The sequence below is a fragment of the Gracilinema caldarium DSM 7334 genome (assembly GCF_000219725.1).
In the GTDB taxonomy this organism is placed as follows: Bacteria; Spirochaetota; Spirochaetia; order Treponematales; family Breznakiellaceae; genus Gracilinema; species Gracilinema caldarium.
This window is the reverse complement of record NC_015732.1, coordinates 2,975,519-3,001,938: the sequence shown is the minus strand read 5'-3', so window position 1 is coordinate 3,001,938 and position 26,420 is coordinate 2,975,519. Positions and strand designations below refer to the sequence as shown.

General features: G+C 47.6%; 25 protein-coding genes. 18 read left to right on the top strand and 7 right to left on the bottom strand.

Annotation, left to right across the window (positions count from 1 at the left end; translation table 11 throughout):
* Positions 1-17: 17 nt before the first annotated feature.
* On the bottom strand, positions 18-1,610 hold the full coding sequence (locus SPICA_RS13430; protein ID WP_013970026.1) for an NAD(P)/FAD-dependent oxidoreductase: 1,593 nt from the start codon (positions 1,608-1,610) through the stop codon (positions 18-20).
* 61 nt (positions 1,611-1,671) lie between these two features.
* Between SPICA_RS13430 and SPICA_RS13425 the strand changes: the two genes are divergently transcribed.
* The 4 genes from SPICA_RS13425 to SPICA_RS13410 all read left to right on the top strand — a co-directional run bounded on the left by SPICA_RS13425 (position 1,672) and on the right by SPICA_RS13410 (position 5,340).
* A complete protein-coding gene (locus SPICA_RS13425; protein WP_013970025.1) occupies positions 1,672-3,174 on the top strand; it encodes a nucleotidyl cyclase domain-containing protein in 1,503 nt (500 codons plus the stop codon).
* A 154-nt stretch (positions 3,175-3,328) separates the two neighbouring features.
* Positions 3,329-4,180, top strand: coding sequence for an ATP-binding cassette domain-containing protein (locus tag SPICA_RS13420; protein ID WP_013970024.1), 852 nt, complete (start codon positions 3,329-3,331; stop codon positions 4,178-4,180).
* Position 4,181: 1 nt separating this feature from the next.
* Complete coding sequence (locus SPICA_RS13415) at positions 4,182-4,979, top strand: hypothetical protein (protein WP_013970023.1); 798 nt, start codon at positions 4,182-4,184, stop codon at positions 4,977-4,979.
* Positions 4,966-5,340 carry a GntR family transcriptional regulator gene (locus SPICA_RS13410; RefSeq protein ID WP_013970022.1) on the top strand — a complete coding sequence of 125 codons (375 nt, stop codon included), beginning with the start codon at positions 4,966-4,968 and terminating at the stop codon, positions 5,338-5,340. The genes SPICA_RS13415 and SPICA_RS13410 overlap by 14 nt, the downstream gene beginning before the upstream one ends.
* A gap of 78 nt (positions 5,341-5,418) precedes the next feature.
* On the opposite strand, the gene SPICA_RS13405 is transcribed toward SPICA_RS13410, so the two are convergent.
* Both SPICA_RS13405 and pepT read right to left on the bottom strand, forming a co-directional pair.
* Entirely contained in the window at positions 5,419-6,786 is a 1,368-nt protein-coding gene (locus tag SPICA_RS13405) for a small ribosomal subunit Rsm22 family protein (protein ID WP_083819927.1), read from the bottom strand.
* Positions 6,705-7,973: a peptidase T gene (pepT, locus tag SPICA_RS13400; protein ID WP_013970019.1), complete on the bottom strand. Its 1,269-nt coding sequence runs from the start codon at positions 7,971-7,973 to the stop codon at positions 6,705-6,707. Before pepT ends, SPICA_RS13405 begins: the two co-directional genes overlap by 82 nt.
* Positions 7,974-8,071: 98 nt before the next feature.
* Here pepT and SPICA_RS13395 point away from each other — a divergent pair, with 98 nt between their 5' ends.
* Positions 8,072-8,962 carry a DUF2156 domain-containing protein gene (locus tag SPICA_RS13395; protein WP_013970018.1) on the top strand — a complete coding sequence of 297 codons (891 nt, stop codon included), beginning with the start codon at positions 8,072-8,074 and terminating at the stop codon, positions 8,960-8,962.
* A gap of 5 nt (positions 8,963-8,967) precedes the next feature.
* Here the strand turns inward: SPICA_RS13395 and SPICA_RS15095 are convergent, their stop codons facing one another.
* Positions 8,968-9,912: an MBL fold metallo-hydrolase gene (locus tag SPICA_RS15095; protein WP_013970017.1), complete on the bottom strand. Its 945-nt coding sequence runs from the start codon at positions 9,910-9,912 to the stop codon at positions 8,968-8,970.
* Between the two features lie 121 nt (positions 9,913-10,033).
* On the opposite strand from SPICA_RS15095, the gene buk reads away from it, so the two are divergent.
* From buk to SPICA_RS13360, 6 genes are all read left to right on the top strand, one after another.
* Positions 10,034-11,101, top strand: coding sequence for a butyrate kinase (gene buk / locus SPICA_RS13385; protein ID WP_013970016.1), 1,068 nt, complete (start codon positions 10,034-10,036; stop codon positions 11,099-11,101).
* Positions 11,102-11,161: 60 nt separating this feature from the next.
* Positions 11,162-12,088: a bifunctional enoyl-CoA hydratase/phosphate acetyltransferase gene (locus SPICA_RS13380; protein WP_013970015.1), complete on the top strand. Its 927-nt coding sequence runs from the start codon at positions 11,162-11,164 to the stop codon at positions 12,086-12,088.
* A gap of 76 nt (positions 12,089-12,164) precedes the next feature.
* A complete protein-coding gene (locus SPICA_RS13375) occupies positions 12,165-12,395 on the top strand; it encodes a 4Fe-4S dicluster domain-containing protein (RefSeq protein ID WP_013970014.1) in 231 nt (76 codons plus the stop codon).
* A complete protein-coding gene (gene vorB, locus SPICA_RS13370) occupies positions 12,392-13,456 on the top strand; it encodes a 3-methyl-2-oxobutanoate dehydrogenase subunit VorB (RefSeq protein WP_013970013.1) in 1,065 nt (354 codons plus the stop codon). Before SPICA_RS13375 ends, vorB begins: the two co-directional genes overlap by 4 nt.
* The gene (locus SPICA_RS13365; RefSeq protein WP_237255873.1) at positions 13,457-14,275 is read left to right on the top strand and encodes a thiamine pyrophosphate-dependent enzyme; all 819 of its coding nucleotides are present in this window, start codon (positions 13,457-13,459) and stop codon (positions 14,273-14,275) included.
* Positions 14,272-14,805, top strand: coding sequence for a 2-oxoacid:acceptor oxidoreductase family protein (locus tag SPICA_RS13360; RefSeq protein ID WP_013970011.1), 534 nt, complete (start codon positions 14,272-14,274; stop codon positions 14,803-14,805). The genes SPICA_RS13365 and SPICA_RS13360 overlap by 4 nt, the downstream gene beginning before the upstream one ends.
* A gap of 103 nt (positions 14,806-14,908) precedes the next feature.
* Here the strand turns inward: SPICA_RS13360 and SPICA_RS15090 are convergent, their stop codons facing one another.
* A complete protein-coding gene (locus tag SPICA_RS15090; protein ID WP_013970010.1) occupies positions 14,909-15,829 on the bottom strand; it encodes a C40 family peptidase in 921 nt (306 codons plus the stop codon).
* An 8-nt stretch (positions 15,830-15,837) separates the two neighbouring features.
* Positions 15,838-17,226 (bottom strand): sensor domain-containing diguanylate cyclase, encoded by a 1,389-nt coding sequence (locus tag SPICA_RS15085; protein WP_013970009.1) that lies wholly within the window; start codon positions 17,224-17,226, stop codon positions 15,838-15,840.
* A 62-nt stretch (positions 17,227-17,288) separates the two neighbouring features.
* On the opposite strand from SPICA_RS15085, the gene SPICA_RS13345 reads away from it, so the two are divergent.
* The 5 genes from SPICA_RS13345 (at position 17,289) to SPICA_RS13325 (ending at position 23,087) form a co-directional block, all read left to right on the top strand.
* A complete protein-coding gene (locus SPICA_RS13345; protein ID WP_013970008.1) occupies positions 17,289-18,749 on the top strand; it encodes a sensor histidine kinase in 1,461 nt (486 codons plus the stop codon).
* Positions 18,721-19,962: a response regulator transcription factor gene (locus tag SPICA_RS13340; protein ID WP_013970007.1), complete on the top strand. Its 1,242-nt coding sequence runs from the start codon at positions 18,721-18,723 to the stop codon at positions 19,960-19,962. Before SPICA_RS13345 ends, SPICA_RS13340 begins: the two co-directional genes overlap by 29 nt.
* A 158-nt stretch (positions 19,963-20,120) precedes the next feature.
* Complete coding sequence (locus tag SPICA_RS13335; RefSeq protein WP_013970006.1) at positions 20,121-21,125, top strand: TRAP transporter substrate-binding protein; 1,005 nt, start codon at positions 20,121-20,123, stop codon at positions 21,123-21,125.
* A 116-nt stretch (positions 21,126-21,241) separates the two neighbouring features.
* Complete coding sequence (locus SPICA_RS13330; RefSeq protein WP_013970005.1) at positions 21,242-21,790, top strand: TRAP transporter small permease; 549 nt, start codon at positions 21,242-21,244, stop codon at positions 21,788-21,790.
* Positions 21,783-23,087, top strand: a complete 1,305-nt coding sequence (locus tag SPICA_RS13325) for a TRAP transporter large permease (protein WP_013970004.1) — start codon at positions 21,783-21,785, stop codon at positions 23,085-23,087. Before SPICA_RS13330 ends, SPICA_RS13325 begins: the two co-directional genes overlap by 8 nt.
* A gap of 70 nt (positions 23,088-23,157) precedes the next feature.
* Here the strand turns inward: SPICA_RS13325 and SPICA_RS13320 are convergent, their stop codons facing one another.
* Positions 23,158-23,739, bottom strand: coding sequence for a DNA-3-methyladenine glycosylase I (locus tag SPICA_RS13320; RefSeq protein ID WP_156789688.1), 582 nt, complete (start codon positions 23,737-23,739; stop codon positions 23,158-23,160).
* 168 nt (positions 23,740-23,907) lie between these two features.
* Here SPICA_RS13320 and SPICA_RS13315 point away from each other — a divergent pair, with 168 nt between their 5' ends.
* Both SPICA_RS13315 and gnd read left to right on the top strand, forming a co-directional pair.
* The gene (locus tag SPICA_RS13315) at positions 23,908-24,888 is read left to right on the top strand and encodes a LacI family DNA-binding transcriptional regulator (protein ID WP_013970002.1); all 981 of its coding nucleotides are present in this window, start codon (positions 23,908-23,910) and stop codon (positions 24,886-24,888) included.
* A gap of 50 nt (positions 24,889-24,938) precedes the next feature.
* Positions 24,939-26,414, top strand: a complete 1,476-nt coding sequence (gene gnd, locus SPICA_RS13310; RefSeq protein WP_013970001.1) for a decarboxylating NADP(+)-dependent phosphogluconate dehydrogenase — start codon at positions 24,939-24,941, stop codon at positions 26,412-26,414.
* The last annotated feature ends 6 nt before the right edge of the window (positions 26,415-26,420 follow it).

Below are 26,420 nucleotides of genomic sequence, written 5' to 3'. Positions count from 1 at the left end.
GTCGCTTCGAGATCTGGTTACGAATCCCGGCTCAGGATGGCCTCCGCCACCCGGATACCATCCATGGCCGCAGACATGATGCCTCCGGCATAGCCCGCTCCTTCTCCGGCGGGGTACAATCCCCGGATGTGTGATTGGCAGTTTCCGTCCCGGAGGATCCTCAAGGGACTGCTCGTCCGGGTCTCTACACCGGTCAGCAGTGCATCGGGCCGGTCAAAGCCAGCAATGGATTTCCCGAAGCGGGCTATGCCTTCGACCAATCCCCGGCTTACAAAGGTCGGTAAGCACTGGCGCAGGTTTGCCAGGCTCCACGCCCTGGTAGCGGTGGGTTGTATGGCTCCTAGTTTGGTGCTGAGGCGGTCATCGAGAAAATCCTTCCAGAGCTGAACTGGCAGTGCATAGGTAGCTCCAGCGATCCGGTATGCCGCCTGTTCCCACCGGCGCTGAAACTCCACACCGTCTAAAAGTCCTGGAAAACCGAAGTCTTCAGGACGGACAGCAACCACTATGGCCGCATTTGCATTGACCCCATCCCGGGCAAAGTCACTCATCCCGTTGCAAACGACCCCGCCATATTCTGAGCTGGCGTTTACCACAGTCCCCCCGGGACACATGCAGAAGCTGTACACGCCCCGGTCATCGCTGGTACGTCCTGCCAGTTTGTAATCCGCTACTGGTAAGGCCGGGTGTTTCCAAAACCGGCCGTATTGGGAGCGGGAAATCATCTCCTGGGGATGTTCAATCCGGATCCCTATGGCAAAGGCCTTCTGTTCCATTGGTACCTGCCGCCGTTCCAGCATGGCAAAGGTGTCCCGGGAACTGTGACCTACTGCCAGAACCAGGGTGTCTGTTTCGATCCATTCGGACCCATTAACAAGAATTCCCGTGAGTTTACCCTGGGTTATCCGTATATCATCCAAACGGGTTCTGAAACGAAAGGTCCCGCCCAGCTGTTGAATCTTTTTCCGCAATCCGGCAACAACGCGGATGAGCTGGTCGGTCCCCACATGGGGTTTTGCAAGGATCCCTATTTCTGGCGGGGCTCCTGCGCCAATCAATTCCCGGATTACTTTCCTGTTCCTGCCCCCTTCGTCCTTTACCTGGGTGGTCAGTTTCCCATCCGAATAGGTTCCTGCGCCGCCTTCACCGAACTGAATGTTCGATTCCGGGTCTAGATCTCCCCCGTCCCTGAAATGACAGATTTTTACATCGCGGATTTCTACCGGATCCCCCCGTTCAAGCACGAGGGGGCGTAGTCCCGCTTCAGCGAGAATGAGGGCAGCAAAAAGGCCTGCCGGCCCGGTTCCCACCACAACGGGCGGTGTTGTAAAAACACGACGGGGTAACGGAACCGTATATACCGGTTCGGGACCCACGGGTGTTGCTACAGACGAAGGAATAAGGCCCTGTTTACCATGATCTACATCAACCAAAACACCATAGACAATTTTAATATGTTCCTTGTCCCGGGCATCAATCGATTTTCGTTCGATACGAAGCTCCCTTAGAGCCGCAGGGGAAATACGCAGGGCTTTGATCACCCGCTTTCGCAGTTCCGCTTCATCTGCGTCGAGAGAGAGGGCTAGCTGGGGGATTCTATACAGGCTCATCGCTGACTCCCGGTATGAAAAACGTTGTCAGACAGGAAAAATCGATTCATAATAGCAGTATATGAAAAGTATCAGTGATTATACCAGTACCACCTCTGCTGTTGAACTCTATACCTTTCTTGCAGAAGCGGTTGTCGAAGAACGGATCCAGACGTTTTCAGAGTTGATGGAATGGGTTGCTCCTCTGCCCCGGGATGCCCGTTTTAATGCGGTGATTCCCCGGATTTTTAAACTGCTCAGAAAGCTCAACTGGGGCTTTTTCCGGGATATCGATCCTGAAACCTATCCGAAAATTTGGAAAGAGGTTGTCATTCCTCATAAGGAATTAAAACAATGCGGCGACCTGAAGCGGAACCTGACGATTTCCGATGTTTATGTGGGTATTCTCGACCTGCATGGCTATACCCGGTTCTGCGAAAAAAACAAGAATAACCTTTCCATGCTCCAGATGCTGGATGATATTATCCAGGTAGACCTCATGAACATCGCTAAATCCTACAATGTGGTGTTCCAGCGGCGGCAGGGTGATGAAATGGTGCTCGTCGGCGCTTCTGCCTGTGATGTCCTTGCGGTGACCCTTCTCATCATCGATACCTTTGCAAAACGCCGGACTTTTAATGTAAAGGAATCGGCCACCCATCGAACGGGATATAAGATTATCCTTGAAGAAATGCATGTTTCTGCCGGTATTGCGGGGGGTAAAAAATTTACCCCCTTTATCATCACCAAGGATGGGGACCTTTCTGGCGGGGTCATTAATACCGCAGCACGACTTCAGGGCAGGGCCAATGAGTTGTCCGGATCTCAGTCTATTATACTTGTGAGTCGGACCGTGTATACCAACTTTACAGCGGAAATGAAAGCTGCTGCCCATCCTTTTTTTGCGAAGACCCATATCAAGTTTTTTGATTCCGGCTGGATCAGCTTTAAGGGCATATCAGTCGCTGTTCACGAGGTGCTCTATACCGAACGGGATATGAAAAAGCTGCTTTATGAGGCTCAGATGACCGACTTGTACCGTGCCATAGAAGGAGGCCTCTGGAAGGATGGTATTTTTATTTCCCTTTTGACTCTGATTTCTAAGGTGTTGCGAACCATGCCTAAAATAAAAATTGATGTTACAGAACAGGGCATCATTCAATCCTTGACCAATGAAGATCTTATCAAATTCGCCCAGGATACCCTCTCCACCTTCCGTCTCGCCCAGGATTACCGAAAGTCCCTGCAGAACCTGGAAAAACTGGTAGGTTATTTGGATATGATTCCTCATTTTGATCCCCTTTGTCTTGAATATTCCCGTTCAATTCTGGGGGAGTATAAAAAAATCCAGGCCCGGTATAACGAACGGATTGAACCAAAAATTGATGAAAAAGTACCTACCGTACTACCGGCTAAGTATCGTACCCTGTACGAAGAAGGCCGCCGGGGATCGGAGGTTTACCAGAAACTCAGGGAACGGCTGTACCAGACCCTGACTCCCCTGGAAATTTCTCTCTTGTGGTCCAATGTCATCGACAACCTTCAGAAGAGTCTCGATGTTTCCATACATTCAGGGAAAAAATAAGGACCCCTTTAAAGACCTCAGAATTCTCTCCAAATCCTATAGGGATTTCTTTAGGCGCCTCTAAAAATCTAACCGAGTTTTTAGAGGTGGCCTTGACATAGTTGTATTTGTGTAGTAGTGTACTATGTACATAGTACACTATGTAGGAGGTTATATGCTTGATGTCAGCAATATAGAATTTGGATACAACAAGCAACGTCTATTTACGAACCTGAGCTTATCTGTAGAACCAGGTCAGATTGTTGGGCTCCTGGGCCTCAATGGTGCCGGTAAGACCAGTCTGTTAAAGCTCATCGCTGGAGCACTGTATCCGCAAAGCGGTGACATTACCCTGTATGGGAAATCCACCCTGCAGCGGAATCCAGAGGTCCTCGCGGATATCTATTTTGTACCGGAAGACCCCTGGGGTCCTGCCCTTACACCAGAGTCATGGCTCAATCGATATGGAGTTTTTAGACCTAACTTGAACCGGGATTTGTTTTTTACGCTTCTCGAAGAGTTTAAGGTAGATAGAACTAAATTGATTTCCCGGATGTCCTATGGTCAACGGAAGAAATGTGCCCTGGCACAGGCTATGGCCAGTGGCAGCCGGCTTATTTTGCTCGATGAGCCCACCAATGGATTAGATATACCTTCAAAGGCTCAGTTTCGCCGATCCCTGTCGCTGGTGGATCTTCAAGATAAAATGTTTATCATATCAACCCATCAAGCCCGGGATCTGGAAACGGTGTTGGATCCCATCCTGATTATTCATGAGGGAGAACTGCTCTGTAATTTCTCAGCCTCGGTCATAACCGAACAATTTTCTCTGCGACGAACTGATTCACTCAATGGGCTGTCTGTAATATATGCAGAAAAGGATGCTCTGGGTTATCAGGCCTTGCTTGCAGAGCCCGGAGCCGGTGCGGATCTGGAAATGCTGTTTACTGCTGCCATTCAAAATCCCGAAGTTTTTAAACAAGCTCTCTATTCCTCACAGCCCAGTCAGACAAAGGAGACCCACTGATATGAACACAACATCGATCCGTACAACCTTTTCTTTTCGTCGATTATACTATCTCGTCCGCAACAGGATACTCGATGATAGTGCATCGGTATTGATTGTGGCAGGGGCTTTCCTTGCACTCAATTTGCTTTTGCTATTCTTTACGGATAATTATAATCCCGGGTCAACAGAAAGTTGGGGCATGCTCATTGCTGGTGGTGGAATGTTGCTTGCGGGGATCGCATTTTCCAAAATGCATGATGGAAAGGCTGGTACCGAGTGGATCCTCCTTCCTGCAAGCAGCGCTGAGAAATATATCGCCGCCCTCGTTACCTATCTTGTGGTATATCCAGTGATTGCTTCCCTCCTTGTGGTTCTGGAGACTCTGTTAATCAGTGGTGTTGCAACCCTTATGAGAACTGGTCGATTCTGGGTTTATAATCCTGTTGCACCGGTTATTATCAGGTACTACTTCGATTATGCCTTTTTGGTACTTCTCTCATTGGCCGGCTCAGCCCGGTTCAGAAAATTTGCCATTGGGAAGACCGCAGCGATCACGTTCGGCTTTATACTGCTCGCTTCTTTTCTGCTACTACTGGGTATATTATTGAAAGATCCGTGGGTCCAAACAGCATTATTTCAGCCCAATGCCGCTCAATCTGTGATTGTTCATAAAGAACTTGATTTATCGGAATATGAAAGCAGAAATCAGTCTTTTTGGTACCTAGTTCGGGTGTTTCAGATTGGTACCGCGTTATTTACCATGGGATACGGTTATGCTCTGGTCCGTGAAAAGGAGGCCCGGGATGAAGTTCAATGATGACCGGCCCATCTTTGAGCAGATTGCCCAATTGCTGGAAGATCGAATCCTCTCCGGTGCATTTACCGAATCGGGACGGCTTCCTTCAGCCCGGGAGCTCGCATCCTCCCTGGAGGTGAATCCGAATACCGCTGCCCGGGCGCTTCAATATCTGGCGGATATGAAGCTTGCCTATGCAGAACGGGGCTCCGGTTATTTTGTTGCTCCCGGTGCGGCTGAACATATACGAAATTTGAGACGGGAACGATTTTTTTCTGAAGAACTCCCGCGGGTGTTTGGGATGATGCGGAGTCTCGAAATTCAGTTTGATGAACTCTTACCCCGTTGGGAATCTTTTATCCATATGAGGAGTGAACCATGAAGGTTAAAAAATTAAGCAATCGCCTGCTGTTATTGTATGGCGCCTTTTGTCTTGTTTTGTACATTGTTGCGCTGGTGATTATAAACGGGTAATCCTGGTTTCAGGTCCCAGGGCGAGGCCGGTTTCCCGCTGTTCCGGTTGGTGCAAGAAAATGGCATCGGAACGGCGGAGCTGTTTGAAAACCTTTTCTGCGGGGAACCCCTCGCCGAGCCGGGTAGACAGGGGGATCCGGCCCTCCTTGCCGCAGAGAATAAGCCGGGTTCTCCCCGCCTTATTGAGCATCGGCTCCGAAACAACCCGGTACAGCCTATCAATCGTTTCCACTGCAACGGGCCGGCTCATTGAGCGGCTCAGTACGAGGGCTGTGGTTTTAATCAGGTCCTTGTCGAGACCGGTCCTTCGTTCCAGTTCCCGGACTATCCGGGGCGGTTTCCATGCAAAATCGCTATGGCAGGTCTGGTTAGGCTGGGCCGCCGCGGGGCAGGGGCCCTGGGTAAAACAGGGAGCCAGGATGTGCCAGCCGGATCTCACAAGCCGGTCCCGCAAGACCAGCAGGTCCCGTCCGGTACCCAGCAGTGCGGGCTCAAGAATGACAAGGATACCCCCTGCTTCCAGCCGGTTCCCCAATGCTTCTAGAAAGGCGGTTCGTTGTTCAAGCCTGTCCGGCTCATCCTTCCAGAGTTCATTGAGAAGGTGTCCCATCACAATACAGTTATAGGTATCCGCTGGAATGGTGTCCGGGCCGGCCCGCCAGGGGGCCACCCTGCGAAGGGTGACCCCCGCCGATTGGGCGAGCTCCCCCGCAAGGCGGAGGGCCAGGGTGCTCTGGTCGCAGGCGGTGAGTTCAATTTCGCTGACATGAAAAGCCGCTCTCAACCAATCGGCGGCGGCTAAGCCGCAGGGGGCCGGCCCGGAGCCGAGGTCGAGGATACGGAACGGGGCAGCCCCAGAACCATTATGTAGAGCTCTCCTTGCGCTCAAGGCCATGTCGAGCATGCCCCAGGTCTGTGCATAGGAGGTAAACCAGTAAAAAAGCAGGTATGCCCCAAGCCTGCGGGATTCATCCATATAAACGGAACCGATAAGGTGCCGTTCTCCCGTAAGCCCCCGCTGGAGTGTCAGAAGGTCCGCCGCAGCCCGATCTAATTCAGCCGGGGTAAGCCTGTCCGGGGGCAGTGCGGAACTGTCCGGGAAGTGCTGCCCCCTGGATCTCGGTGCGCCGGATGGGGTATGCCGGAGCGAGGCCCCTGCGGAACCTGCCGGGCCGCTTCGGTTCGGGACGCGCCGGTCCGGAGATAAGGCACGCCACTGGTGTATCAGCCGTTGTTCCCAGACCGTCAGGTCGGGAGCCTGGTGCTTCATTTTCAGGTTTTCTCGTGAGCCCAGAGCTGAACCAGTTCCAGTACGGTTCTTGCCGCGGCCACCATATCTGAAAGGGATGCCCATTCGGTTCTGCTGTGGTAGTTGTGTCCGCCGGTATACACATTGGGGGTTGGAATGCCCATCTGGGTAAGCCGGGAACCGTCGGTGCCGCCCCGGATTGGTTTCAGGTAGGCCTGTACCCCTGCCCGTTCCGCAGCCTTTTCTAACAGCTCAAGAACTTTGGGGTGTTCATCAATCTTTTCTTTCATATTGATGTACTGAAGCTGGGGTTTTACTTCGACCCTTCCGCCAGGAAAGAGGGCCTCAACGGTTTTACCAAAAAGCTCTAATGCCGCAAGCCGCCGCTCTATTTCCTTTTGGTCAAAGTCGCGGATGTAGATTTCCAGTGAAGCCTCTTCGAGATCCCCTTTAATTTCAATGGGGCAGTAATAGCCATAGTAGCCGTCGGTAGCCTCAGGGCTTTCTGAACGGGGGAGCATGGTCGCATAGATAGCGGCCATCATGGTGGCGTTGGCGAGCTTTCCCCGGGCCTGCCCGATATGAATAGCCTTACCATGACAGAGCACATCGATCTTATAGGCGGTAAAGCACTCTGCTTCCAGTTCTCCTGCTGGCCCGCCATCGAGGGTGTAAAAGGCCTTTGCTTTAAATTGTGAGAGGGGGAACTCAGGCAGGCCCTTGCCGGTTTCTTCATCGGGGGAAAAGACGATTTCCAGGGGACCATGGACAATGTCTGTATGGCTCTGGAGGTAGTCGATCACCGCCATGATTTCTGCTATACCAGCCTTGTCATCGGCCCCAAGGAGGGTGGTTCCATCGGTGTGGATAATCGTGTCCCCAATTCGTTTGGCCAGGGCTTCGTCCTGCGCGGGATCCAGTTGTATACCATCCTTGAGGGGAATGACCGAACCATCATAGCTTTTGGTAATGATGGGATGAACGTCCTTGCCGCTTACATCGCTGGCGGTATCTATATGGGCCATAAAACCGATGGTGGGTGCCAGTTCATAGCCCGGTGTAGCGGGGAGCCGAGCAATCACATAGCAATGATCGGTGAGTTCAACCTGTTCTATACCAAGCCCCTTAAGCTCATCCACAAGCATTTTCGCCAGATCCCACTGGCCCGGGGTGGAAGGGGTTTCCGCAATATGTCGGTCACTGGTGGTCCATACCTGGACATACCGGGTGAACCGGGGGAGCAGGCGGTCTACCATGTCGGTATCCGCTAATCGTTGTGCAAACGTACTCATATCTATACTATGCGTAATATGGGCTGTAAGGTAAAGACCCGGCAGATGCAGAATCCGCTTGCCCTTTCAGTTTATCAATCTGTATATTATTATCTATAATGAGAATACCAAAATATCCCGAATTCATTCCCATAGGACTTGAACTGAAAGAAGATTTATATCCCCGGCTGAATATGACCGCCGACGGAGTTTCGGAATTTACCTTTTCCAATTTATACCTCTTTCGGCACCGGTATCAGTATCAACTCTCTCATGATGATAATACGATCATTATTTCCGGCGAACGGGATGGAAAAAAGTTCTTTATGACTCCCTGTTCCATTCCATCCAGGGATGTTATAGAGGACCTCTTTGCCCATCATGATTACTGGAAAAATCTTTCCGACTCGGTGGTCTGTTCCAACTGTATAAACCTGAAAGATTGGGGCATAGAAACCCGGGAAGATCGGGATAATTTTGACTACCTGTATCTGAGAACTGACCTGGCGGAGCTGTCGGGCAAGAAATATCACAAGAAACGAAACCTCGTGAATGCCTTTATCAATTCCTATACCTATGAAGAACGTCCCCTCACCGCTGAACTGGTACCTCAGGCCCTCTATGTACTGGATGAATGGTGTAAGGAAAAAAATATCGAAGGTGACTATGTGGCCGCAAAAGAAGCTCTGGAAAGGTTTGAATATCTGGGGCTTAAGGGTGCCATGTACTATGTGGACAACAAACCAGCAGGCTGGTGCCTTGGAGAAAGTGTGGCCAAGGGGCGCATGTTTGCGGTTCATTTTGAAAAGGGGCTTGAGATCTACAAGGGAATTTACCAGTTTATCAATCAGGCCTTCGCATCATCCCTTCCAAAACATTTCCTCTATATAAACCGGGAACAGGATCTGGGTGATGAGGGGCTCCGGCAGGCCAAGATGACCTACCGACCCTGTGGTTTTGTCCGTAAGTATGTGGGGACCCTGAGCGATAGAATGAGCAATAAATCGTAAGACTTTTAGAGGTTCTCCTGAGCGGGTTGCAGTTGGCCTTCATTGAACCTATATTCCCGGTCCCGCTCCATAAGAAAATAGATGGATCCGGGAGCATTCTTTTCGAGGGATGTTCTAAAGGGCTCGGGGTTCAGTGAATTATGGGGAAAAAGGTCCCAGTGGGCGGGGAGCACATAGCGAGCATGGGCCGCTCCGGCGAGTCTGCTCGCATCCCAATGGGAGAGGTTCCCGTACCCCGCATTGATGCAGACCGCCATAACGTCAGGGCCGGCTGGGCTCTCAGGGGAGCTCGGGATCTCCGATGTGCCAGGTTCACCCGGGCTTTCCTCTGTGTTTTCAGCTCTCCAAGCCTGTATTGTTTTTACCACTTCTCCTGCCGCCAGTACTGGGAGAATATCGCACCAGGCGGTGTCCCCCGTATTCCAGAAGGTACTGCCATCGCTGAATTGCAGAAGGTATCCCACATGGTTCAGATCTGAACCATCGGTAGGCAATGCAAAGGTTGCTTTAACCCGTAAACCCCGTTCGCCGCTGCCGCTGCGGATCTGCTCTGCCGCGGCAAGTACGCCCGGTTTACTATGAAAAGTTATTTCTTCCCCCGGGTGGATGAGCCTGATCCGTTCCGCTGATATTCCTGCCTTTTCGGCAATCTTGAGCGCATCCCGGGGCCCTGCAATACGGATATGCCGTTTAGGGGCGAGGGCCTTCAGGGTTTCTAGATCCGCATGGTCACAGTGGGAATGGGTTAACAGGACCAGGTCCACATCCAGTTCTTCCGGTCTTATGGCAGGCGGAAAGAGCCTGCTTTTGGCAGTTGGTTGGGTGCTGGTACCACGGGTGGCACACCAGTCGCTCAGGTAGGGGTCTATGGCGACGGAAAATCCCCTGGCATCGGTAAGGATAAACGAATTTTGGCCAAGGAATCGGAGAGAAAATCCTGTCTGGTTCATTATTGTCGCTAAAGCTCCTTTAGTATGAGTATACTGCTTCTCTTTATAATATCAAGATTTATCTGTGCAAAATCAACATTTTTCTTGCTAAATCTCCATTTTGGTATATACTGTCAATGCTATGGCATATACCATCCTTGTCATCAATCCCGGATCAACCTCTACCAAGATAGGGGTCTACCGGGATGAAGAAACGGTCTTTACCTCCAGTGTTTCCCATTCGGTCGAAGACCTTGCTCAATTTGATACGGTAGCAGATCAGATAGAATTTCGTGAAAAGGCTATTCTCGATCTGCTTGATTCCCATGTTATCGATATTAAAGCTATTGACTGTATTGTTGCCCGGGGAGGACTCGTACGGCCTCTGCCTCACGGAACCTATCGGGTGAATGAAAAGATGAAGCAAGACCTGCGTACCGCCTGTTATGGGGGGCATGCGTCTAATCTGGGGGCCCTCATAGCCGATGACCTGGCAACCAAACTGGGGGTTCCTGCCTATATCAGTGATCCGGTGGTGGTGGATGAACTGGATGATGTGGCCCGCCTCACCGGAATTAAGGGAATAAAGCGCCGGTCTATTTTTCATGCATTGAACCAGCGGGCGGTAGCTCTGCGGTATGCAAAGACCCATGGTTTGCGCTATGATGACATAAATCTCATTGTTGTCCATATGGGCGGCGGTGTGACGGTAGGACTGCATCGCCGGGGCCGGGTTACGGATGTAAATAATGGACTCGATGGCGAGGGGCCCTTTACGCCGGAACGGGCTGGGACCATACCGGCGGGATCCCTGGTGGGTCTCTGTTTTTCTGGAGAATACAGTGAACATGAGATCCGGAAAATGCTCACCGGTCATGGAGGTTTTGTAAGCCTCCTCGGAACCAATGATATGCGGGAAGTGGAACAGCGGGTTGGTGAAGGGGATCAGGAAGCGGCGCTTGTCTTGAATGGATTTATCTATCGGGTTGCAAAGGAAGTCGGAGCCCTGGCGGCGGCGGCGGATGGCAAGATTGATGCGATTCTACTCACCGGTGGTATTGCCCATGATACCAATGTGGTTCAGGGAATTACCAAAAAGGTGGCTTGGATTGCCCCTGTAGAGGTCTATCCTGGAGAAGGTGAATTGGAAGCCCTGCGGGATGCGGGCCTCCGGGTATTGCGGGGCGAGGAAATACCTGTAGAATATTAGGAGCCTTCGAGAATCTGTGGTTTGAGAAATTTCAATGGAACAATAAACTGAGGTATGACCATGAAAACTATTGCTGAACTCATTCATAGGGCTAAGTCCCTTTCTCGGGAACAGGGGCGGGTCCGGATTGTGGTTGCTGCCGCCCATGATGAAGATGTTCTTGAGGCTGTGGAAGCCGCCCGGAGAGATGGTTTTGCAGAAGCAACACTAATTGGGGATTGTTCCCTTATTGAGACAATCGCCAAGGATATTCATATTGAGCTCTCAAATTATGTTGTAGTCGATGAGCCTGATATTGCCCGGGCAGCAGCTCTGGCAGTGGATTATGTCAGGCGGGGAGAAGCCGCCTTTGTGATGAAGGGCATCCTGGATACCTCGGTTCTGCTCAAGGCCGTATTAAACAAAGAAACAGGATTGAATGCGGGGCGCCTCGTGAGTCATGTGGGGGTGGCTGAATCACTGAATTATCACAAATTATTTTTGATGACCGATGCGGCCATCAATATTGCACCATCCCTGCAGGAAAAAATTGATATTATAAAAAACGCTGTCGATTGTGCCCATGCGCTGGGTATTGCTGTTCCCAAGGTGGCCCTGCTTGCGGCGGTGGAAAAGGTAAACCCGGACAAAATGCCCTGTACCATGGATGGGGCTGTTCTTACCCAAATGAATCGCCGCGGGCAAATTAAGGACTGTATCATCGATGGTCCCCTGGCCCTTGATAATGCGATCAGCGCCGAATCGGCCCGGATAAAGAAAATCGACAGCCCCGTGGCAGGGGATGCGGATATCCTGGTGGCGCCGGATATAGAGGCGGGAAATATCCTGTATAAGGCAGTCATTGACCTGGGAGGGGCAAAGGGAGCAGGGCTTGTGATGGGGGCCGGTGCACCAGTGGTCCTGACAAGCCGGGCCGATTCGGCCGAAACCAAACATGCTTCTATTGCTCTGGCGGTATTGGTTGCCTTTAGCCAGAAACGAAACTAGCAAGGTTCGGGGTAGGGACACCCTTTGCTTATAAAAAGGGTTTAATCCTGCCCAATACTATAAATTAGGAGGCCCTATGGCTAAGAGAGGAAAGGTGGTCATTGACCGGGAAATGTGCAAGGGGTGCTATCTCTGTGTCCGTGCATGTCCTGTTAAGGTCCTTGAACCGGATACTAACCCAAATTCAACAGGAACCTATCCATCCTTTGCAAAATATGCGGAGAAATGTATAGCCTGCGGCAGTTGTTATCAGGTATGCCCCGATGTCTGCATCGAGGTATATGAATTGGAAGGAGATGAAGCATGAGCGAAGAAAAGCGCCTGATGAAGGGGAATGAGGCTATCGCAGAGGCGGCTATCAGGGCAGGCTGCACCGCTTATTATGGATACCCTATTACTCCCCAGAATGAGCTTACTGCCTATATGGCTCGGCACATGCTTGCCCGGGGACGGATCTTTATCCAGGCTGAAAGCGAAGTGGCAGCCATCAATATGGTCTATGGTTCCAGTGCTGCTGGAGCCCGGGCCATGACGAGTTCGAGCAGTCCCGGCGTAAGCCTTAAGCAGGAAGGCATTTCCTATGCGGCAGGTGCAGATATACCCCTGGTATTAGCTAATGTGGTCCGAGGCGGTCCGGGGCTTGGGTCTATTGCTCCCAGTCAGGCAGACTATTTCCAGTCTACCCGGGGGGGCGGCCATGGTGATTACTACACCATTGTTTTGGCTCCAAAAAGTGTCCAGGAAGCGGCGGATCTGACCTATCTCGCCTTTGACCTCGCCGATACCTGGCGTATTCCGGTTATTTTGCAGGCCGATGGTATGATCGGACAGATGATGGAAGGAGTGGTGCTGCCCCCTGAACGGGACCTCAAGAGTCTTCCAAAGCGGGATTGGACCGTTGGGCACCAGGCGGGTACCAGCCGGCCGGCCCGTCATATTTCTTCCCTCGATCTGGTCCCTGAAAATCTCGAAGCAAAAGTGAAAGCCCGGTTCCAGCGCTATGAAGCGATAAAGGCAAAAGAGGTACGGTACGAACTTATTGGCGAAGATGCGGATTTGTATATGGTAGCCTACGGTACTTCTGCCCGGGTATGTCTGGGTGCTAAAAAACTTGCGGATAAGGCAGGTATTAAGCTCGGATTGTTCCGGCCCATTACCCTTTGGCCCTTCCCGGAACAGGTTTTGTCCCGGCTGGCTGAACGAAAAAAGCCCTTCCTCACCGTGGAGATGAGCATGGGTCAGATGGTAGAAGATGTCCGGTTGTCGGTGCTGGGCCGCACACCGGTGCATTTTTTAGGACATTGCGGCGGGGTTATTCCCACAGAAGAAGAGGTCTTCGCAGAGGCGAAACGGATCCTCGGGAGGTAAATGATGAAAAAACTCTACGGACACCCCGGGAGCTTAAAAACAGTATCCACAAAATACTGCGCAGGTTGCGGGCACGGGGTCATACACCGGCTTATTACTGAAGTTATTGATGAAATGAATATGCGGGAACGGGCAATTATCACCAATCCGGTGGGTTGTTCTATCTGGGCGGACCTCTATTTTGATTTTGATTCAGTCCAGCCGCCCCATGGCCGTACTCCTGCAGCGGCTACGGGTATTAAGCGGGTTCTACCGGATCATCTTGTTATCTGCTATCAGGGCGACGGTGACCTGGCTGCTATAGGAACAGCAGAAATCATCCATGCCGCTAACCGGGGCGAAAAATTTACCGTTATTTTTGTGAATAACGCCATTTATGGGATGACAGGTGGTCAGATGGCTCCCACCACGCTGGTAGGGCAAAAGGCGACCACCGCACCCCTGGGCCGGGATCCTGTAGGAGCCGGCATGGGCTACCCGATTCAGGTCTGCGAACTCCTTGCAACCCTCGGTGGTACGCGGTATCTCGCCCGTGGTGCTGTAAATACCCCCGCCAATGTCCGGAAAACCAAGCAATATATAAAAAAAGCCTTCCAGACTCAGATGAATGGAGAAGGTTTTACCATGGTAGAAATCCTTTCCCAGTGTCCTACCAACTGGGGGATGGAGCCTCAGGATGCGGTGGAATGGCTCGAAAATAACATGATTCCCTACTATCACCTGGGCGAGATTAAAAATGAGCTTGCTGGAGCTTCTGAGGGGGCTGCCGCGGCCAGCACAGGCCTGGGTGGCGCTGCTGCAAAGGGGGCTGCACGATGACAGAAAAATCTTTTTTTGCCGGTTTTGGCGGCCAGGGTATTATATCTCTGGGACAGATCTGGGTGTACCTGGCTATGGAAGAGGGAAAGAATGTAACCTTTTTCCCCTTCTATGGTGCGGAGAAGCGAGGGGGTATTGCCCGGGCGGGGGTCATCGTTTCGGATGAAGAAATAGCGAGTCCCCTGGTGACGACCCCCGATTCAGTGTTAGTGATGAACCAGGATTCATTGGCCCTCTGCGAAAAAATAGTAAAACCTGATGGGCTTATGCTGGTCAATTCGACCCTGGTGAAAACAGCCCCTGAACGGAAGGATATCCGCCTTGTTAAGGTGGATGCTCAGGGAATAGCTGAAAAAATTGGGGATGCAAAGATTGCCAATATGGTCGCTCTGGGAGCCCTGGCAAAATTGACCGGTGCCTTAAAACTTACCGATACGGAGCGGATCCTTAAAAAGTTTTTCCCAGAAACCAAGCATAAATTCATACCTATGAACCTGGAGGCCATACAGACAGGTTATAAGGCCGTGTAAAGCCAGAAGCTTTCATCGGGGCTTTTCCTGCCCCGGGCTGGGATCCCAGGTATTTACGATGGGGGCTATCCTTTGCAGGCTCAGTAAACATAGAATAGCCCTTTTATTTTGAACTTACTACTTTCCAGACCCGTTCGACCCGTTTCAGGTTACTGCTGGTTTTGAGGATAAGCTTGTACTGTCCTGTTTCGGTTAAAATAATGGGATCCAGTTCGAGAGAGGCCCCTGTTTTTATCTGTATTCTATCCTGGCGGATGGTTTTTGCCTTAGCAGGGTCCATATCCATCTTATAAAAGAGAATCTCAAAGGTTCCGTCCTTGCCGGTCCCGTTGCTGACGATAAACTGTACCCCGCTTCCGACCTGGGCGGGAATTTTATCAGTATATATAACCGGCTCATTAGTGATGGTAAACGAAATAGTGTCTATAGGGATCTCGTTTTTAACCTGTGCTTTGTCAGAGGCTATTGGTGTAGTACTGGTTGTAACTTTTTCTGTCTTACTTCCTGCATCAGCTACAGTACCTGTGGCTACGCCCTCAGAGAGAAAACGACGAACACCGATAAGCCGAGGCCCGAAATATGAATCATTTAAAGAAGAAATCATGACGCCTGTCTTCGGGCCTTGGGACACCGCATGGATCATCTGGTTTTTATCGATGAGTAGTGCCACATGGCTGGGAAATCCACCTGAGGTGTCAAATACAAGGATGTCCCCCGGTTGTGCCTTTGCAAGCGGTATCGGAAAACCAATAACCCAAATTTGACGGGATGAACGGGGCAGTTTAATGTTTGCAGCTTCCCGGTATACATAGCCAACAAAACCTGAGCAATCGAATGCTGAAGGGGACGCGGCCCCGTACATATAGGGAACCCCCACATATTTTTGAGCAGTTGTTACAATGGCTGTACGAAGATCAGCGGTGTCTTTTGGGAAAACAATAACGGTGTTGTAGATTGATATGAAGATAAAAAACCATAGGGCTTTCTTTAAAGGAAAAAGGTCGATCTGTATGGGCCTTTGCATGTATAACCTCAATTATAAAGTATACAGCGGTTTCTACCAGATTCCTTGGCTCTATACAAGGCTTCATCCGCGCAGGCGATTGCATCTCGTATATCTTCTTGATAGGTAGTTGTATAAATACCGACACTTACCGTTACTGAAACTTTTGGATACTCAGTAAATGAAAGTTGCTGAACATGTTCACGGATACGTTCAGCAACAATTGTTGCTGCTTTTTGATCAGCTCCATGTAGTAAAATAAGAATTTCTTCTCCGCCATATCGACAACTAATATCATTGGCACGGAAGGTCTCCTTACAGGCTGAAGCAATAGCTATCAATACGGTGTCTCCAAATAAATGACCATAGTTGTCGTTTATATATTTAAAGTTATCAATATCAATCATCAGAATAGAGTAAATTTCATCAGGTCTTGATTCCAAGAGCATTCTATTCAATCGGGCATGAAAGGACCTTCTTGTGGGAAGCCCCGTTAACCAGTCTGTAGCTGCTTCTTGTTCTCTAACCTTGTAACGTAATGCATTGGTAAAAGCGATCCCCGCTTGTTCAGAAAATAGCATCGCATTACCTATATCTTCATTGCTAAAATGATTAGCATTCTTTGCAAATAACTCAAGGCAACCGATAAGATTATTCTTTTTATAGATTGGCACAACTAAAACCGAACGATACGGGCCTGTAGCAGGAGTATATAATTGTGGATTTGGCGTTGTAAATTGTAGAGATGTTAAAGTCAGAGTTGGTACTTGTAGTGGGCAAGATTTTGAAGTAAACCCTGATGCAGCGAGGACGATGGACTCATTTTCTTCGAGCACACGAACTACAGCGGCATCAAAGGTAATTAACTTTTTGACTTGATACATCATTTGTTCCGCTGCTTCGTAGGGGTCTAAGGTCGTACTCAGGATAGATACTGCATGCCGTATTTCTTCAGAACGTAGCAACAAATGTTGATAGATGGAAATTTGTTTATTTGCCTCTTCAAGTTTTTTTACCATATCGGTTATATCAACATCCCAACCGATATATATTCGAGGAACTTTTTCTGCTGAACGTTCTAAAATAAGAGCCCGATGCCGTATCGCGTAATATTCGCCTGAACGAGCTTGTATCCGATATTGTCCTTCCCAGAGGTCGCTTTCTCCATGAAGCAGTCGCCGGTGAAAATCCTGAGCTTTATGAAGATCTTCTTTATGAATAAACTTAAGCCAATTATCCTGTTTCATATCTTTCTCGGAATAACCTAAGTTTTTCCAGAGTGTGTTGGGAATAACTTCGCCGGTTTCATAATCTTTCATGAAGACACCGGTTCCCTTAAGCAAGGTAAAAAGGTATGGAGATTTTTGGATTTTTTGTTGTAATGATAATTTTTTTAATGGTAAATAGTTACGCAACATCTTTTTAGTATAAACCAAATTTACAGGATGTAAAGATAGGAATTTGAATTTATAATTAGCTTATGGCATTAATTAAACTCTCAATTCGTTTAAAATTAGTTATGTTTTATATTATTGCAATCAGTGCAGTAGCTATTCTTGATTTATATGTGCAATTGGTTACCTATCAAGGTGTTCAAGAATTTGACATTCGTCTTAACCGTTATCACCGAATACATCAGTTACGACTCGATCTAGGACAGCAGTTTCAACGGGTAGAACGGCAGCTGCGGGAAGGTACCACTCCAGATGAGTCTCAGCTGGCTTTCGAACAACAATCCCTCTACTTTTCCCTTTCACAATTGGAAGCAGATGATCATGAATCAAAGAATGTTTATTTTAACCTTCGGGCTACCCGGAGAGGTTTAGATGCCTATTTCTTGTTATTAGCAAAGGGCATTGCAAAACGGGAAATGCGGGAACTTGGCTGGTATCAGGATATCGCACTAGCCAACCGAATTGTGAATTATATTGATGGATACCTAGCAGCAACCCTTTCTGATGCTATGCAAGCTGGTGCTCACATCTATCAAATTCTAATTAAACGGATCCATAGAATTAGAATTTTCACATTAGAGTTGTTAGGAATATGTATTGGTATTTTTATAATAACCGGTGTTGCTTTTTCTTCCTCTATTGCAAAGCCGATACATCGGCTGGCAGAAGTGTCTCAGCATATAGCCCAGGGGGAACTGAATGTGCCAGAAATTTATACAAACACAGGAGATGAAATCGATATACTTTCCCAATCTTTTAATACGATGAGTCGAAATATTAAAAAAATGGTTCAAGATCTTCAGGAAAAAGCGAAATTGGAACGTCAATTACGTGAGGAGGAATTAGCCCTTCGTGAAGCCCAATTTATCAATTTACAGGATCAAATACGTCCCCATTTTCTTTTTAATGCGATTAACACCATAGCACGGACTGCACTTTTTGAAGAAGCCCATGAAACTGAAAAGCTTGCCCTTGCATTGGGTACCCTTTTTCGGTATGCATTGGCTTCTCCTGAGGCTTTTGTCACTATTCAGGAAGAAGCAGATGTGGTTGAGGAGTACCTCAAATTTCAGGCACTCCGATTTGGCAAGCGGCTCAGGTGGGTTATGAGAATACAGAAATGCGTCCGTTCTGTACTTATTCCTCGCTTTACCTTACAACCTCTTGTAGAGAATGCGGTTCGTCATGGTATCGAACCTCTGGAACAGGGCGGCATGGTTAGTGTCGATATAACTCGGAAATCTTCCACGGTATTTGTTAAGATTAAAGATACCGGCAAAGGTATGGTAGTAGAAAAAGGATGTGCTGTACATGAAGGATTGGGAATCAGTAATGTCCGCAAACGATTACTGCTCTGTTATGGGGACGGTGCAATATTAAGACTTACCAGCAAAGAGGGGCAAGGGACTAAGGTTCTTCTTAAAATACCTGTTAGGCCAAAGATGGAGACCATGATACATGAATACCATACGCATATTGATAGCTGATGATGAAGCCTTGGAACGTCGGGCTTTACATAAGATTATCCAGGAAATGAGCATCCCTTCTATCCAGATATATGAAGCAGAGAATGGCCGGGAGGTTCTAGAACGAGTACAGCAGGTTAAAATTGATATAGTGCTTTTAGATATTAAGATGCCGGGATTGGATGGTATTTCAGTTGCAAAGGAAATACAAATCATCTCTCAAACTACCGCTATTATTTTTATTACCGCCTTTAGTGAATTTGATTATGCTCGAGAAGCGATTCGGATTGGTGTTAAGGAATATTTGGTAAAACCTGTTTCCCAAGAAAAGGTTCAAGAAACTCTTGAAACAGTACTACATTCGATTCAATCAAAACAAAAAGAACAGGATACATCAACCTTGGTTGAGCAGCTTTTATATAAAGAACTAGAAACTGCCATCGGAAGAGAATCAATAATCAATGAACAGGTCGAAACTTTTATTGCATTACGGGGAATTCGTTTTGTTCAAAGCTGCTGTATTGCTATTAAACTTGAGATGAATCATTCTACTAACCATAGAACTATAAAAGATAATGAATTGCAAAAGGCTAGAATCATTATAAAAAATGCTTTGGAAGTACATTTGGGTACCACTATTACAGGGCAACTATGTAATGATAATATTTTTTATTCCATCCTGTTTTTATCCAGCCAATGGACTTATGTGCAGTTGCTGCATGCATTTACTCAAATAATACATCATATTCAGATAGAACTGGGTATACAAATGTTGGTGACCGCCACAGAGTGGAACTATAGAGACCTAACGACGGTTTTTAAAACGATGAAACACTATATATCTCTGGTGAACCATCAGCATCCAGTATTGATCATCAATGCAGATACAGATATGGCTCTTGATAACGCTAAAGGAAAGATCGCAAAAATTATTGAATATCTCCAGGAACATCTGGCACAGAACATTACATTAGCAGAAGCTGCTCAGATAGTTGGGCTATCACCCTATCATATCAGCCATTTATTTAAAATACATCAGGGAGAATCTTATATTCAGGTTTATACAAAATTGAAGATAGAGGCAGCAAAACAATTATTATGCGAAAACCGTTACACAATTAAGGAAATATGTCGATTACTCGGCTTTAAAGATCAGGGATATTTTTCCCGAGTTTTTAAAAAAGTAACCGGGGTGAATCCTCAAGATTTTTTAAAACAATATGATAACCAATAATACTATTTTAAAAACCGATAAGCTTTTATCCTATGAATCGCAAAAAAGTACAAAAATTAGCAAAAAATTAGTAAACCATCTCAGAAAAGACATTATATGATTATTGTAGATCCACATAGAAAACTTTGTGGAAGCAATAAAGGTTTTAGGAGGTTGGTATGAAGAAATGGTTTTTAATCCTTGCTGGCTTTGCTCTGGTTACATCTATGACCTTTGCAAGCGGTTCTCAGGACCAGAAAACAGTTGTACAAGAGGTTAAGCCCTTGGTGCTTCGCCTTGCCGAGACTCATCCAGCAGATTATCCCACAACAAAGGGAGATATGAAATTTGCAGAATTAGTAAAGGAACGTACCAATGGCAGAATCATTATCGAAGTGTATCCCAGTTCCCAACTGGGTCAGGAAAAAGCTGTCATTGAGCAGGTTCAATTTGGTGCTATTGATTTTACCCGAGTAAGTGTATCACCCCTTGCTTCCTTTGTGCCCGTATTTAACGCACTTCAAATGCCGTATTTGTACCGTTCTGAGGAGCATATGTGGAATGTACTGCTTGGACCGATTGGAAAGGAACTGCTTGCTTCTCTTGAACCGTCTGGTTTTATCGGTATTGGTTGGTTTGAACCAGGGGCCCGCAACTTTTATAATTCTAAACGGCCTGTTTATAAACCAGAAGATCTGGCAGGGTTAAAAATCCGTGTTCAAGAGAGCGAACTCATGGTCGGTCTTGTTCAGGCTCTTGGTGCTGTTGCAACCCCTATGCCCTATGGTGAAGTATATTCCGGTTTGCAGACGGGCGTTATAGACGGTGCTGAAAATAACTGGCCCAGTTATGAATCGACCAGCCACTATGAAGTAGCCAAATACTATACGCTTGATGAACACACCCGGGTTCCAGAAATCATTATTGCTTCTAAGATTTCCATGCAAAAACTATCCAAAGCAGATCAGGAAATAATCAAACAGGCCGCCCTCGATGCTATACCCTATCAGCGTCAGCTTTGGAAAGAACGGGAGAAAACCTCTGAAGCAAAGGTTCGGGCTGCTGGAAGTGTAATAATAGAAATAACCGACAAAACGCCGTGGCAACAACGGATGAAAGTCCTCTACGCAAAACAGCCTGAAAATGTTCAGGCCTTAATTAAACGAATACAAGAGGTGAAATAAACGCTATCTGTCAGTAGCACCATTTTTTGATACTGCCACTCAGGATATACAGCAAACTAATACTGTAAGTACTGTAAGCTGGGTGGCAGTACGTATTAAGCTTGTGGGGTGTTTCAATGTTAAAAAAGCTCATTAGGTTTTTTAACTTAATTCATGTAGCCTTAGTATATATTGCTCAAGTTCTCATGATTGCCATGGTTCTTATAATCTTTACCAATGTGATTCTCCGATATGTCTTTAATAGCGGACTTATGTGGTCAGAAGAACTTGCGCTGCTGTTTGCGGTATGGTTTATTTTTATCGCAATGAGTATTGGTGTAAAACAAGATTTACATATCAATATCTCAGTGTTACCGAAAAAGCTGGTTACTCCACTACTTCAGGTCATACTGCAAAAAATAAAGAATATCATCATTTTTGTTATTGCCCTTACTATGTTGATTGATGGGTGGAAGCTGGTTCAATTTACTCTTACCTCAATCATGCCAGCCACTAAACTTCCTGCGGGCTTACTCTATGCAATACTCCCCATTAGTTCCATCATTATGATTTATGAATCACTGATGGATTTGTTCAATGTAGATACCAATGATGCAAGGGTAGATACGATGTTGTCTGGGAAAGAGCCCTTTATAAACATACTTAAGGGAGGATCTAATGGCTGACATAAACATTGCAACACTACTTCTATTAGGGCTTTTTATCTTTCTCATGATTATACGACTCCCCATTACTTTTTCCCTCATCTTTTCATCTATCGTAACTGCTTTGTATCTGAAAATCCCATTGATGGCAGTGGTCCAACAGATGGTGCAGGGTGTACGGTCCTTCAGTTTGCTGGCAATTCCCTTTTTCATTATTGCCGGTGAAATGATGGGCCAAGGGGGTATCTCCCGGCGGCTTATTCTCTTTTCCAACCTGCTTGTCGGCCGCATTCGGGGAGGACTTGCTCAGGTGAACTGTCTTGCTAGTATGTTCTTCGGTGGTATTTCTGGCTCTGCAGTAGCCGATGTCTCTTCTATCGGTACCATTCTCATCCCCATGATGAAAGAAAAGGGCTATGATGATGATTTTTCTGTGGGTATTACGGTTACCAGTGCATGTCAAGGAGTCATTATTCCGCCAAGCCATAATATGATCATTTATTCCCTTGCCGCAGGCGGTGTTTCAGTTGGCCGACTTTTCTTAGGTGGTTTTATACCAGGAGTACTACTGGGGATCGGTCTTATGGTGGTAAGCTATGTTTTTGCTATTAAGCGAAACTACCCAAAAGAGAAGAAATACACCCTTAAAGAATCCCTGCAGATTACCAAAGACGCTGTGCTTGGCTTAATGACGGCAGTTATCATTATCGGTGGGGTCATCTCAGGTGTTTTTACTGCGACTGAATCTGCAGCGGTAGCCGTTGTATATGCCTTTATTATAACCTTTTTTGTATACCGAGAAATACCTCTTAAAGCGTTTCCACAAATACTGTACAACTCTCTTAAAACGCTTGCTATGGTTATGTCTCTTATTGCAGCTGCCAGTGCATTCGGATGGCTGATGGCATATCTCAGAATTCCCGCAAAAGCAACAGAAGCGCTCCTTTCGATAACCCATAATAAGATATTGTTATTACTGCTGATCAATATACTGCTGCTCTTGCTGGGTATGATTATGGACATGGCCCCGCTCATTCTTATAACAACCCCAATATTGTATCCTGTAGTTGTCAATTCACTGGGGATGTCTCCGGTACATTTTGGAATAATGCTTATTCTAAACCTTGCAATCGGTCTTACTACGCCGCCGGTGGGCTCTGCCCTTTTTGTAGGATGTGCGGTGGGGAAAATCCGTATCGAACAGGTGGTAAAAACCATGTTACCCATGTGGCTGGTGATGTTTACCGTGCTTATGTTGATCACCTTTATTCCGGAACTAACTCTGTGGATTCCAGATCTGCTCATGCCCCAAAAATAGGTATAGCATAAGGCTGGTACAATAATCTAATATATTTTCTTTGTCTGCCTGGCTCGTTGTTACTTCACAATCAGCCAGGTAAAAGTTCGTAATGACGGTAGCACTGTACGAGGTGGTCGTTCACAAGGCCTGCAGATTGCATGTAGGCATAGATGATAGTAGGTCCCACAAAAGTGAAGCCCAGACGTTTCAGCTCTCTGGAAATAGTATCTGAAAGAGGTGTTACGGCGGGTACCTCGGAAAGACTGCTCCAGTGGTTTTGTATCGGCCGGTCCTCAACCCATGCCCAGAGCCAGTTAGAAAAGGATATCCCCCGCTCTTTCATGGCAAGAAAGGCTCGGGCATTACTGACTGCGGATTCAAGTTTTCTACGGTTTTGGATAATACGACTATCGAGCATGAGCCGTGTAATATCGCTATCGTTGTACCGAGCCAGTTTATCTGGATCCAGGTTGTCCATAGCATCCAGGTACCCCTTACGGCGTTTCAAGATAGTGATCCATGAAAGCCCAGCCTGAGCCCCTTCGAGTATAAGCAATGAAAAAAGCTTCTGCTCATCATGCAAGGGAACACCCCACTCATAATCATGATACTGCTGATACTCACTATCAGAGAGGCACCAAGGACAACGTTGTAATGAATCGTTCATCATACACTCACTGTAGCAATGGAATGGGAAGTTAACAAGGGGCGAGTAATTACAGTTCTGGGGTCGTAATTATAATCAGGACCTCGTGCGGAACATAAACTACATTGATTTCTTGACAGAATTGTGTGTTTGTTATATAATTGCCAACGATGGCAAGTGTGGGACATAATTATGCCAACAATTGAAGATGTAGCTCGGCACGCCGGTGTTTCTACTCGTACGGTCTCGCGGGTACTCAATGATAGGCCAAATGTAAGGTCTGAAGTTCGGGAGCGGGTTCTTGCGGCGGTGGAACAACTTGGTTATCGGCCAGATCCCAATGCTCGGGCGCTCAAATCGGGACGGAAGCAGATCATTGGAATAGTAGCTAACGCAGTTTCTAGCGATACAACCCTTCGCCGGATCGAAATAATCTCAAAATTGTTTGCCCATTCCGGATATGCAGTGCTCATGCAATTTGCCGAGTCTTCTGAAATGGAAGAGGCTGCCATTAATGCTATTACCCCCCGCTGTGATGGGTTAGTTATATTTTCAAATCTTCATAGTTCCCATTCGCCAGCTCTGCTTATGCTTCACAATCATCGAATTCCTTTTATTGTTGTAGATCCACCGGTAGATATAGCGTTCCCTTCAATTTATATAGACCGCCGCAGCGGGTATCGTGAAGCCGTCCGTTATCTCGTTCAAAGGGGGCGTCAGGAATTGCTCCTGGTAGTGGAAAGCTTTCGGTCTTCTGAACGGATTGCAGGTTTTTTGGAAGGCCTTGAGCGGGAAAATCGCCCTTTCCGGTCTAATCGGATCCTGCATACCGGAAAGGGTTTTCAGGGCGGTGTAGATGTGGCTCCTCTGGTTTTAAGGGTATTACAGGAGGAGCAGATTGATGGAATTCTCTGTCACAATGACAAAATTGCCCTTGGTTTACTTGGGGCACTGCAAAAAGAACACATCCAAATACCCGAAGCGCTTGCCCTCATCGGATTTGATGATGATAATTTCAGCGCCTATATCAACCCGCCCTTAACAACAATCGCTCAGACGGGAGGAGATGTAGGTGCTTATATTTATGAACAACTTAAAAATGCAATTGAATATGGAACAGCTATAGAAAGCAGAACCTTTGGTACGGGACTGGTATTACGGGCATCGGCCTAGTCGGTGCATGGACATAAAAACATCCAAGCGAAATGTTATGGGAGGCAGGTATGGAACAAGGAAAAGCCAGGGCTGATATTGGCTTAATAGGACTCGCCGTAATGGGTGAAAATCTTGTGCTAAATATGGAGAGTAAAGGGTTTACCGTGGCTGTTTTTAATCGGACGGTCTCTAAGGTTGATGAATTTACAAGCGGCCGCGGCGCCGGCAAAAACATTATCGGCACCCATAGTGTAGAAGAATTGGTAGCCACATTGAAACGTCCCCGGAAGGTCATGATGATGGTTAAGGCGGGCCAGGCGGTGGATGAAACCATAGAACACCTGGTACCTCTTCTTGAACCGGGCGACATTATTATTGATGGGGGTAACTCTAATTATCAGGATACCATGCGACGGACCGCTTATGTCGAATCCAAGGGCTTGCGTTATGTCGGTTCCGGCGTCTCTGGCGGCGAAGAGGGGGCCCTCACAGGCCCTTCTCTTATGCCTGGTGGTTCATCCACCGCCTGGCCTGAGATACGGCCCATTTTCCAGGCCATTGCCGCTAAGGTAGAAGGGAAAGTCCCCTGCTGTGATTGGGTTGGTGAAAATGGTGCGGGCCACTTTGTAAAAATGGTCCACAACGGGATTGAATACGGTGATATGCAGCTCATCAGCGAAACCTATTGGCTCATGAAACACTATGTTGGATTAAGCTATGAAGAAATGGCCCAGGTTTTTGATGAATGGAACCGGAGCGAACTGGATAGCTATCTCATCGAAATTACCCGGGATATCCTCCGCTATAAGGATAGCGATGGCAGTCCCTTGGTGGAAAAAATCCTTGATGCGGCAGGCCAGAAAGGAACCGGTAAATGGACCGGAATTGCAGCCCTTGAATTTGGCGTTCCCCTGACCCTCATTGCAGAGGCGGTTTTTGCCCGGTGTCTTTCTTCGGAAAAAGATGAGCGGGTCCGCTCTTCCCAGCTCTTTGCTCGGCCAGAGCTACCAAAAACACCTCTTACCGGAAATGAACGAATTACATTTATTGAGGATCTGAAGCAAGCTCTCTATGCTTCTAAAATTGTTTCTTATGCCCAAGGATATCTTCTCATGAGAGAAGCTGCGAAAGCCTATGGATGGAACCTCAATTATGGTGGTATAGCCCTTATGTGGCGAGGCGGGTGTATTATTCGATCTGTCTTCCTTGGGAAAATTAAAGAAGCCTTTGATAGAAACCCTGATCTCGAAAACCTGCTTCAGGATCCCTTCTTCCGATCCGTTGTTGATAAGGCTCAAGGATCTTGGCGCAGGGTTGCAATGACAGCCCTTCAATACGGCCTTCCGATACCAGCCTTAACCAGCGCCCTTACGTATTTTGATGGATACCGCAGTGAAACACTACCAGCCAATCTCCTGCAGGCTCAGCGGGACTATTTTGGGGCTCATACCTATGAACGGACTGATCGGCCCCGAGGAGAGTTCTTCCATACCAATTGGACAGGTCGAGGCGGCTCTACCAGTGCCAGTACCTATAATGTATAAGAACAA

Bases quoted from the DNA above. Each gene is read 5' to 3' on its own strand.
- SPICA_RS13330 (WP_013970005.1), top strand. From the start codon at position 21,242: ATGTTAAAAAAGCTCATTAGGTTTTTTAACTTAATTCATGTAGCCTTA.
- SPICA_RS13340 (WP_013970007.1), top strand. From the start codon at position 18,721: ATGAATACCATACGCATATTGATAGCTGATGATGAAGCCTTGGAACGT.
- SPICA_RS13380 (WP_013970015.1), top strand. From the start codon at position 11,162: ATGAAAACTATTGCTGAACTCATTCATAGGGCTAAGTCCCTTTCTCGG.
- SPICA_RS13415 (WP_013970023.1), top strand. From the start codon at position 4,182: ATGAACACAACATCGATCCGTACAACCTTTTCTTTTCGTCGATTATAC.
- SPICA_RS13320 (WP_156789688.1), bottom strand. From the start codon at position 23,739: ATGATGAACGATTCATTACAACGTTGTCCTTGGTGCCTCTCTGATAGT.
- SPICA_RS13405 (WP_083819927.1), bottom strand. From the start codon at position 6,786: ATGGGCATCCCTTTCAGATATGGTGGCCGCGGCAAGAACCGTACTGGA.
- SPICA_RS13335 (WP_013970006.1), top strand. From the start codon at position 20,121: ATGAAGAAATGGTTTTTAATCCTTGCTGGCTTTGCTCTGGTTACATCT.
- SPICA_RS13365 (WP_237255873.1), top strand. From the start codon at position 13,457: ATGATGAAAAAACTCTACGGACACCCCGGGAGCTTAAAAACAGTATCC.
- SPICA_RS13325 (WP_013970004.1), top strand. From the start codon at position 21,783: ATGGCTGACATAAACATTGCAACACTACTTCTATTAGGGCTTTTTATC.
- SPICA_RS13395 (WP_013970018.1), top strand. From the start codon at position 8,072: ATGAGAATACCAAAATATCCCGAATTCATTCCCATAGGACTTGAACTG.
- SPICA_RS13425 (WP_013970025.1), top strand. From the start codon at position 1,672: ATGAAAAGTATCAGTGATTATACCAGTACCACCTCTGCTGTTGAACTC.
- SPICA_RS13430 (WP_013970026.1), bottom strand. From the start codon at position 1,610: ATGAGCCTGTATAGAATCCCCCAGCTAGCCCTCTCTCTCGACGCAGAT.
- SPICA_RS13345 (WP_013970008.1), top strand. From the start codon at position 17,289: ATGGCATTAATTAAACTCTCAATTCGTTTAAAATTAGTTATGTTTTAT.
- pepT (WP_013970019.1), bottom strand. From the start codon at position 7,973: ATGAGTACGTTTGCACAACGATTAGCGGATACCGACATGGTAGACCGC.
- SPICA_RS13360 (WP_013970011.1), top strand. From the start codon at position 14,272: ATGACAGAAAAATCTTTTTTTGCCGGTTTTGGCGGCCAGGGTATTATA.
- SPICA_RS13375 (WP_013970014.1), top strand. From the start codon at position 12,165: ATGGCTAAGAGAGGAAAGGTGGTCATTGACCGGGAAATGTGCAAGGGG.
- buk (WP_013970016.1), top strand. From the start codon at position 10,034: ATGGCATATACCATCCTTGTCATCAATCCCGGATCAACCTCTACCAAG.
- SPICA_RS15095 (WP_013970017.1), bottom strand. From the start codon at position 9,912: ATGAACCAGACAGGATTTTCTCTCCGATTCCTTGGCCAAAATTCGTTT.
- SPICA_RS15085 (WP_013970009.1), bottom strand. From the start codon at position 17,226: ATGTTGCGTAACTATTTACCATTAAAAAAATTATCATTACAACAAAAA.
- SPICA_RS13410 (WP_013970022.1), top strand. From the start codon at position 4,966: ATGAAGTTCAATGATGACCGGCCCATCTTTGAGCAGATTGCCCAATTG.
- gnd (WP_013970001.1), top strand. From the start codon at position 24,939: ATGGAACAAGGAAAAGCCAGGGCTGATATTGGCTTAATAGGACTCGCC.
- vorB (WP_013970013.1), top strand. From the start codon at position 12,392: ATGAGCGAAGAAAAGCGCCTGATGAAGGGGAATGAGGCTATCGCAGAG.
- SPICA_RS15090 (WP_013970010.1), bottom strand. From the start codon at position 15,829: ATGCAAAGGCCCATACAGATCGACCTTTTTCCTTTAAAGAAAGCCCTA.
- SPICA_RS13315 (WP_013970002.1), top strand. From the start codon at position 23,908: ATGCCAACAATTGAAGATGTAGCTCGGCACGCCGGTGTTTCTACTCGT.
- SPICA_RS13420 (WP_013970024.1), top strand. From the start codon at position 3,329: ATGCTTGATGTCAGCAATATAGAATTTGGATACAACAAGCAACGTCTA.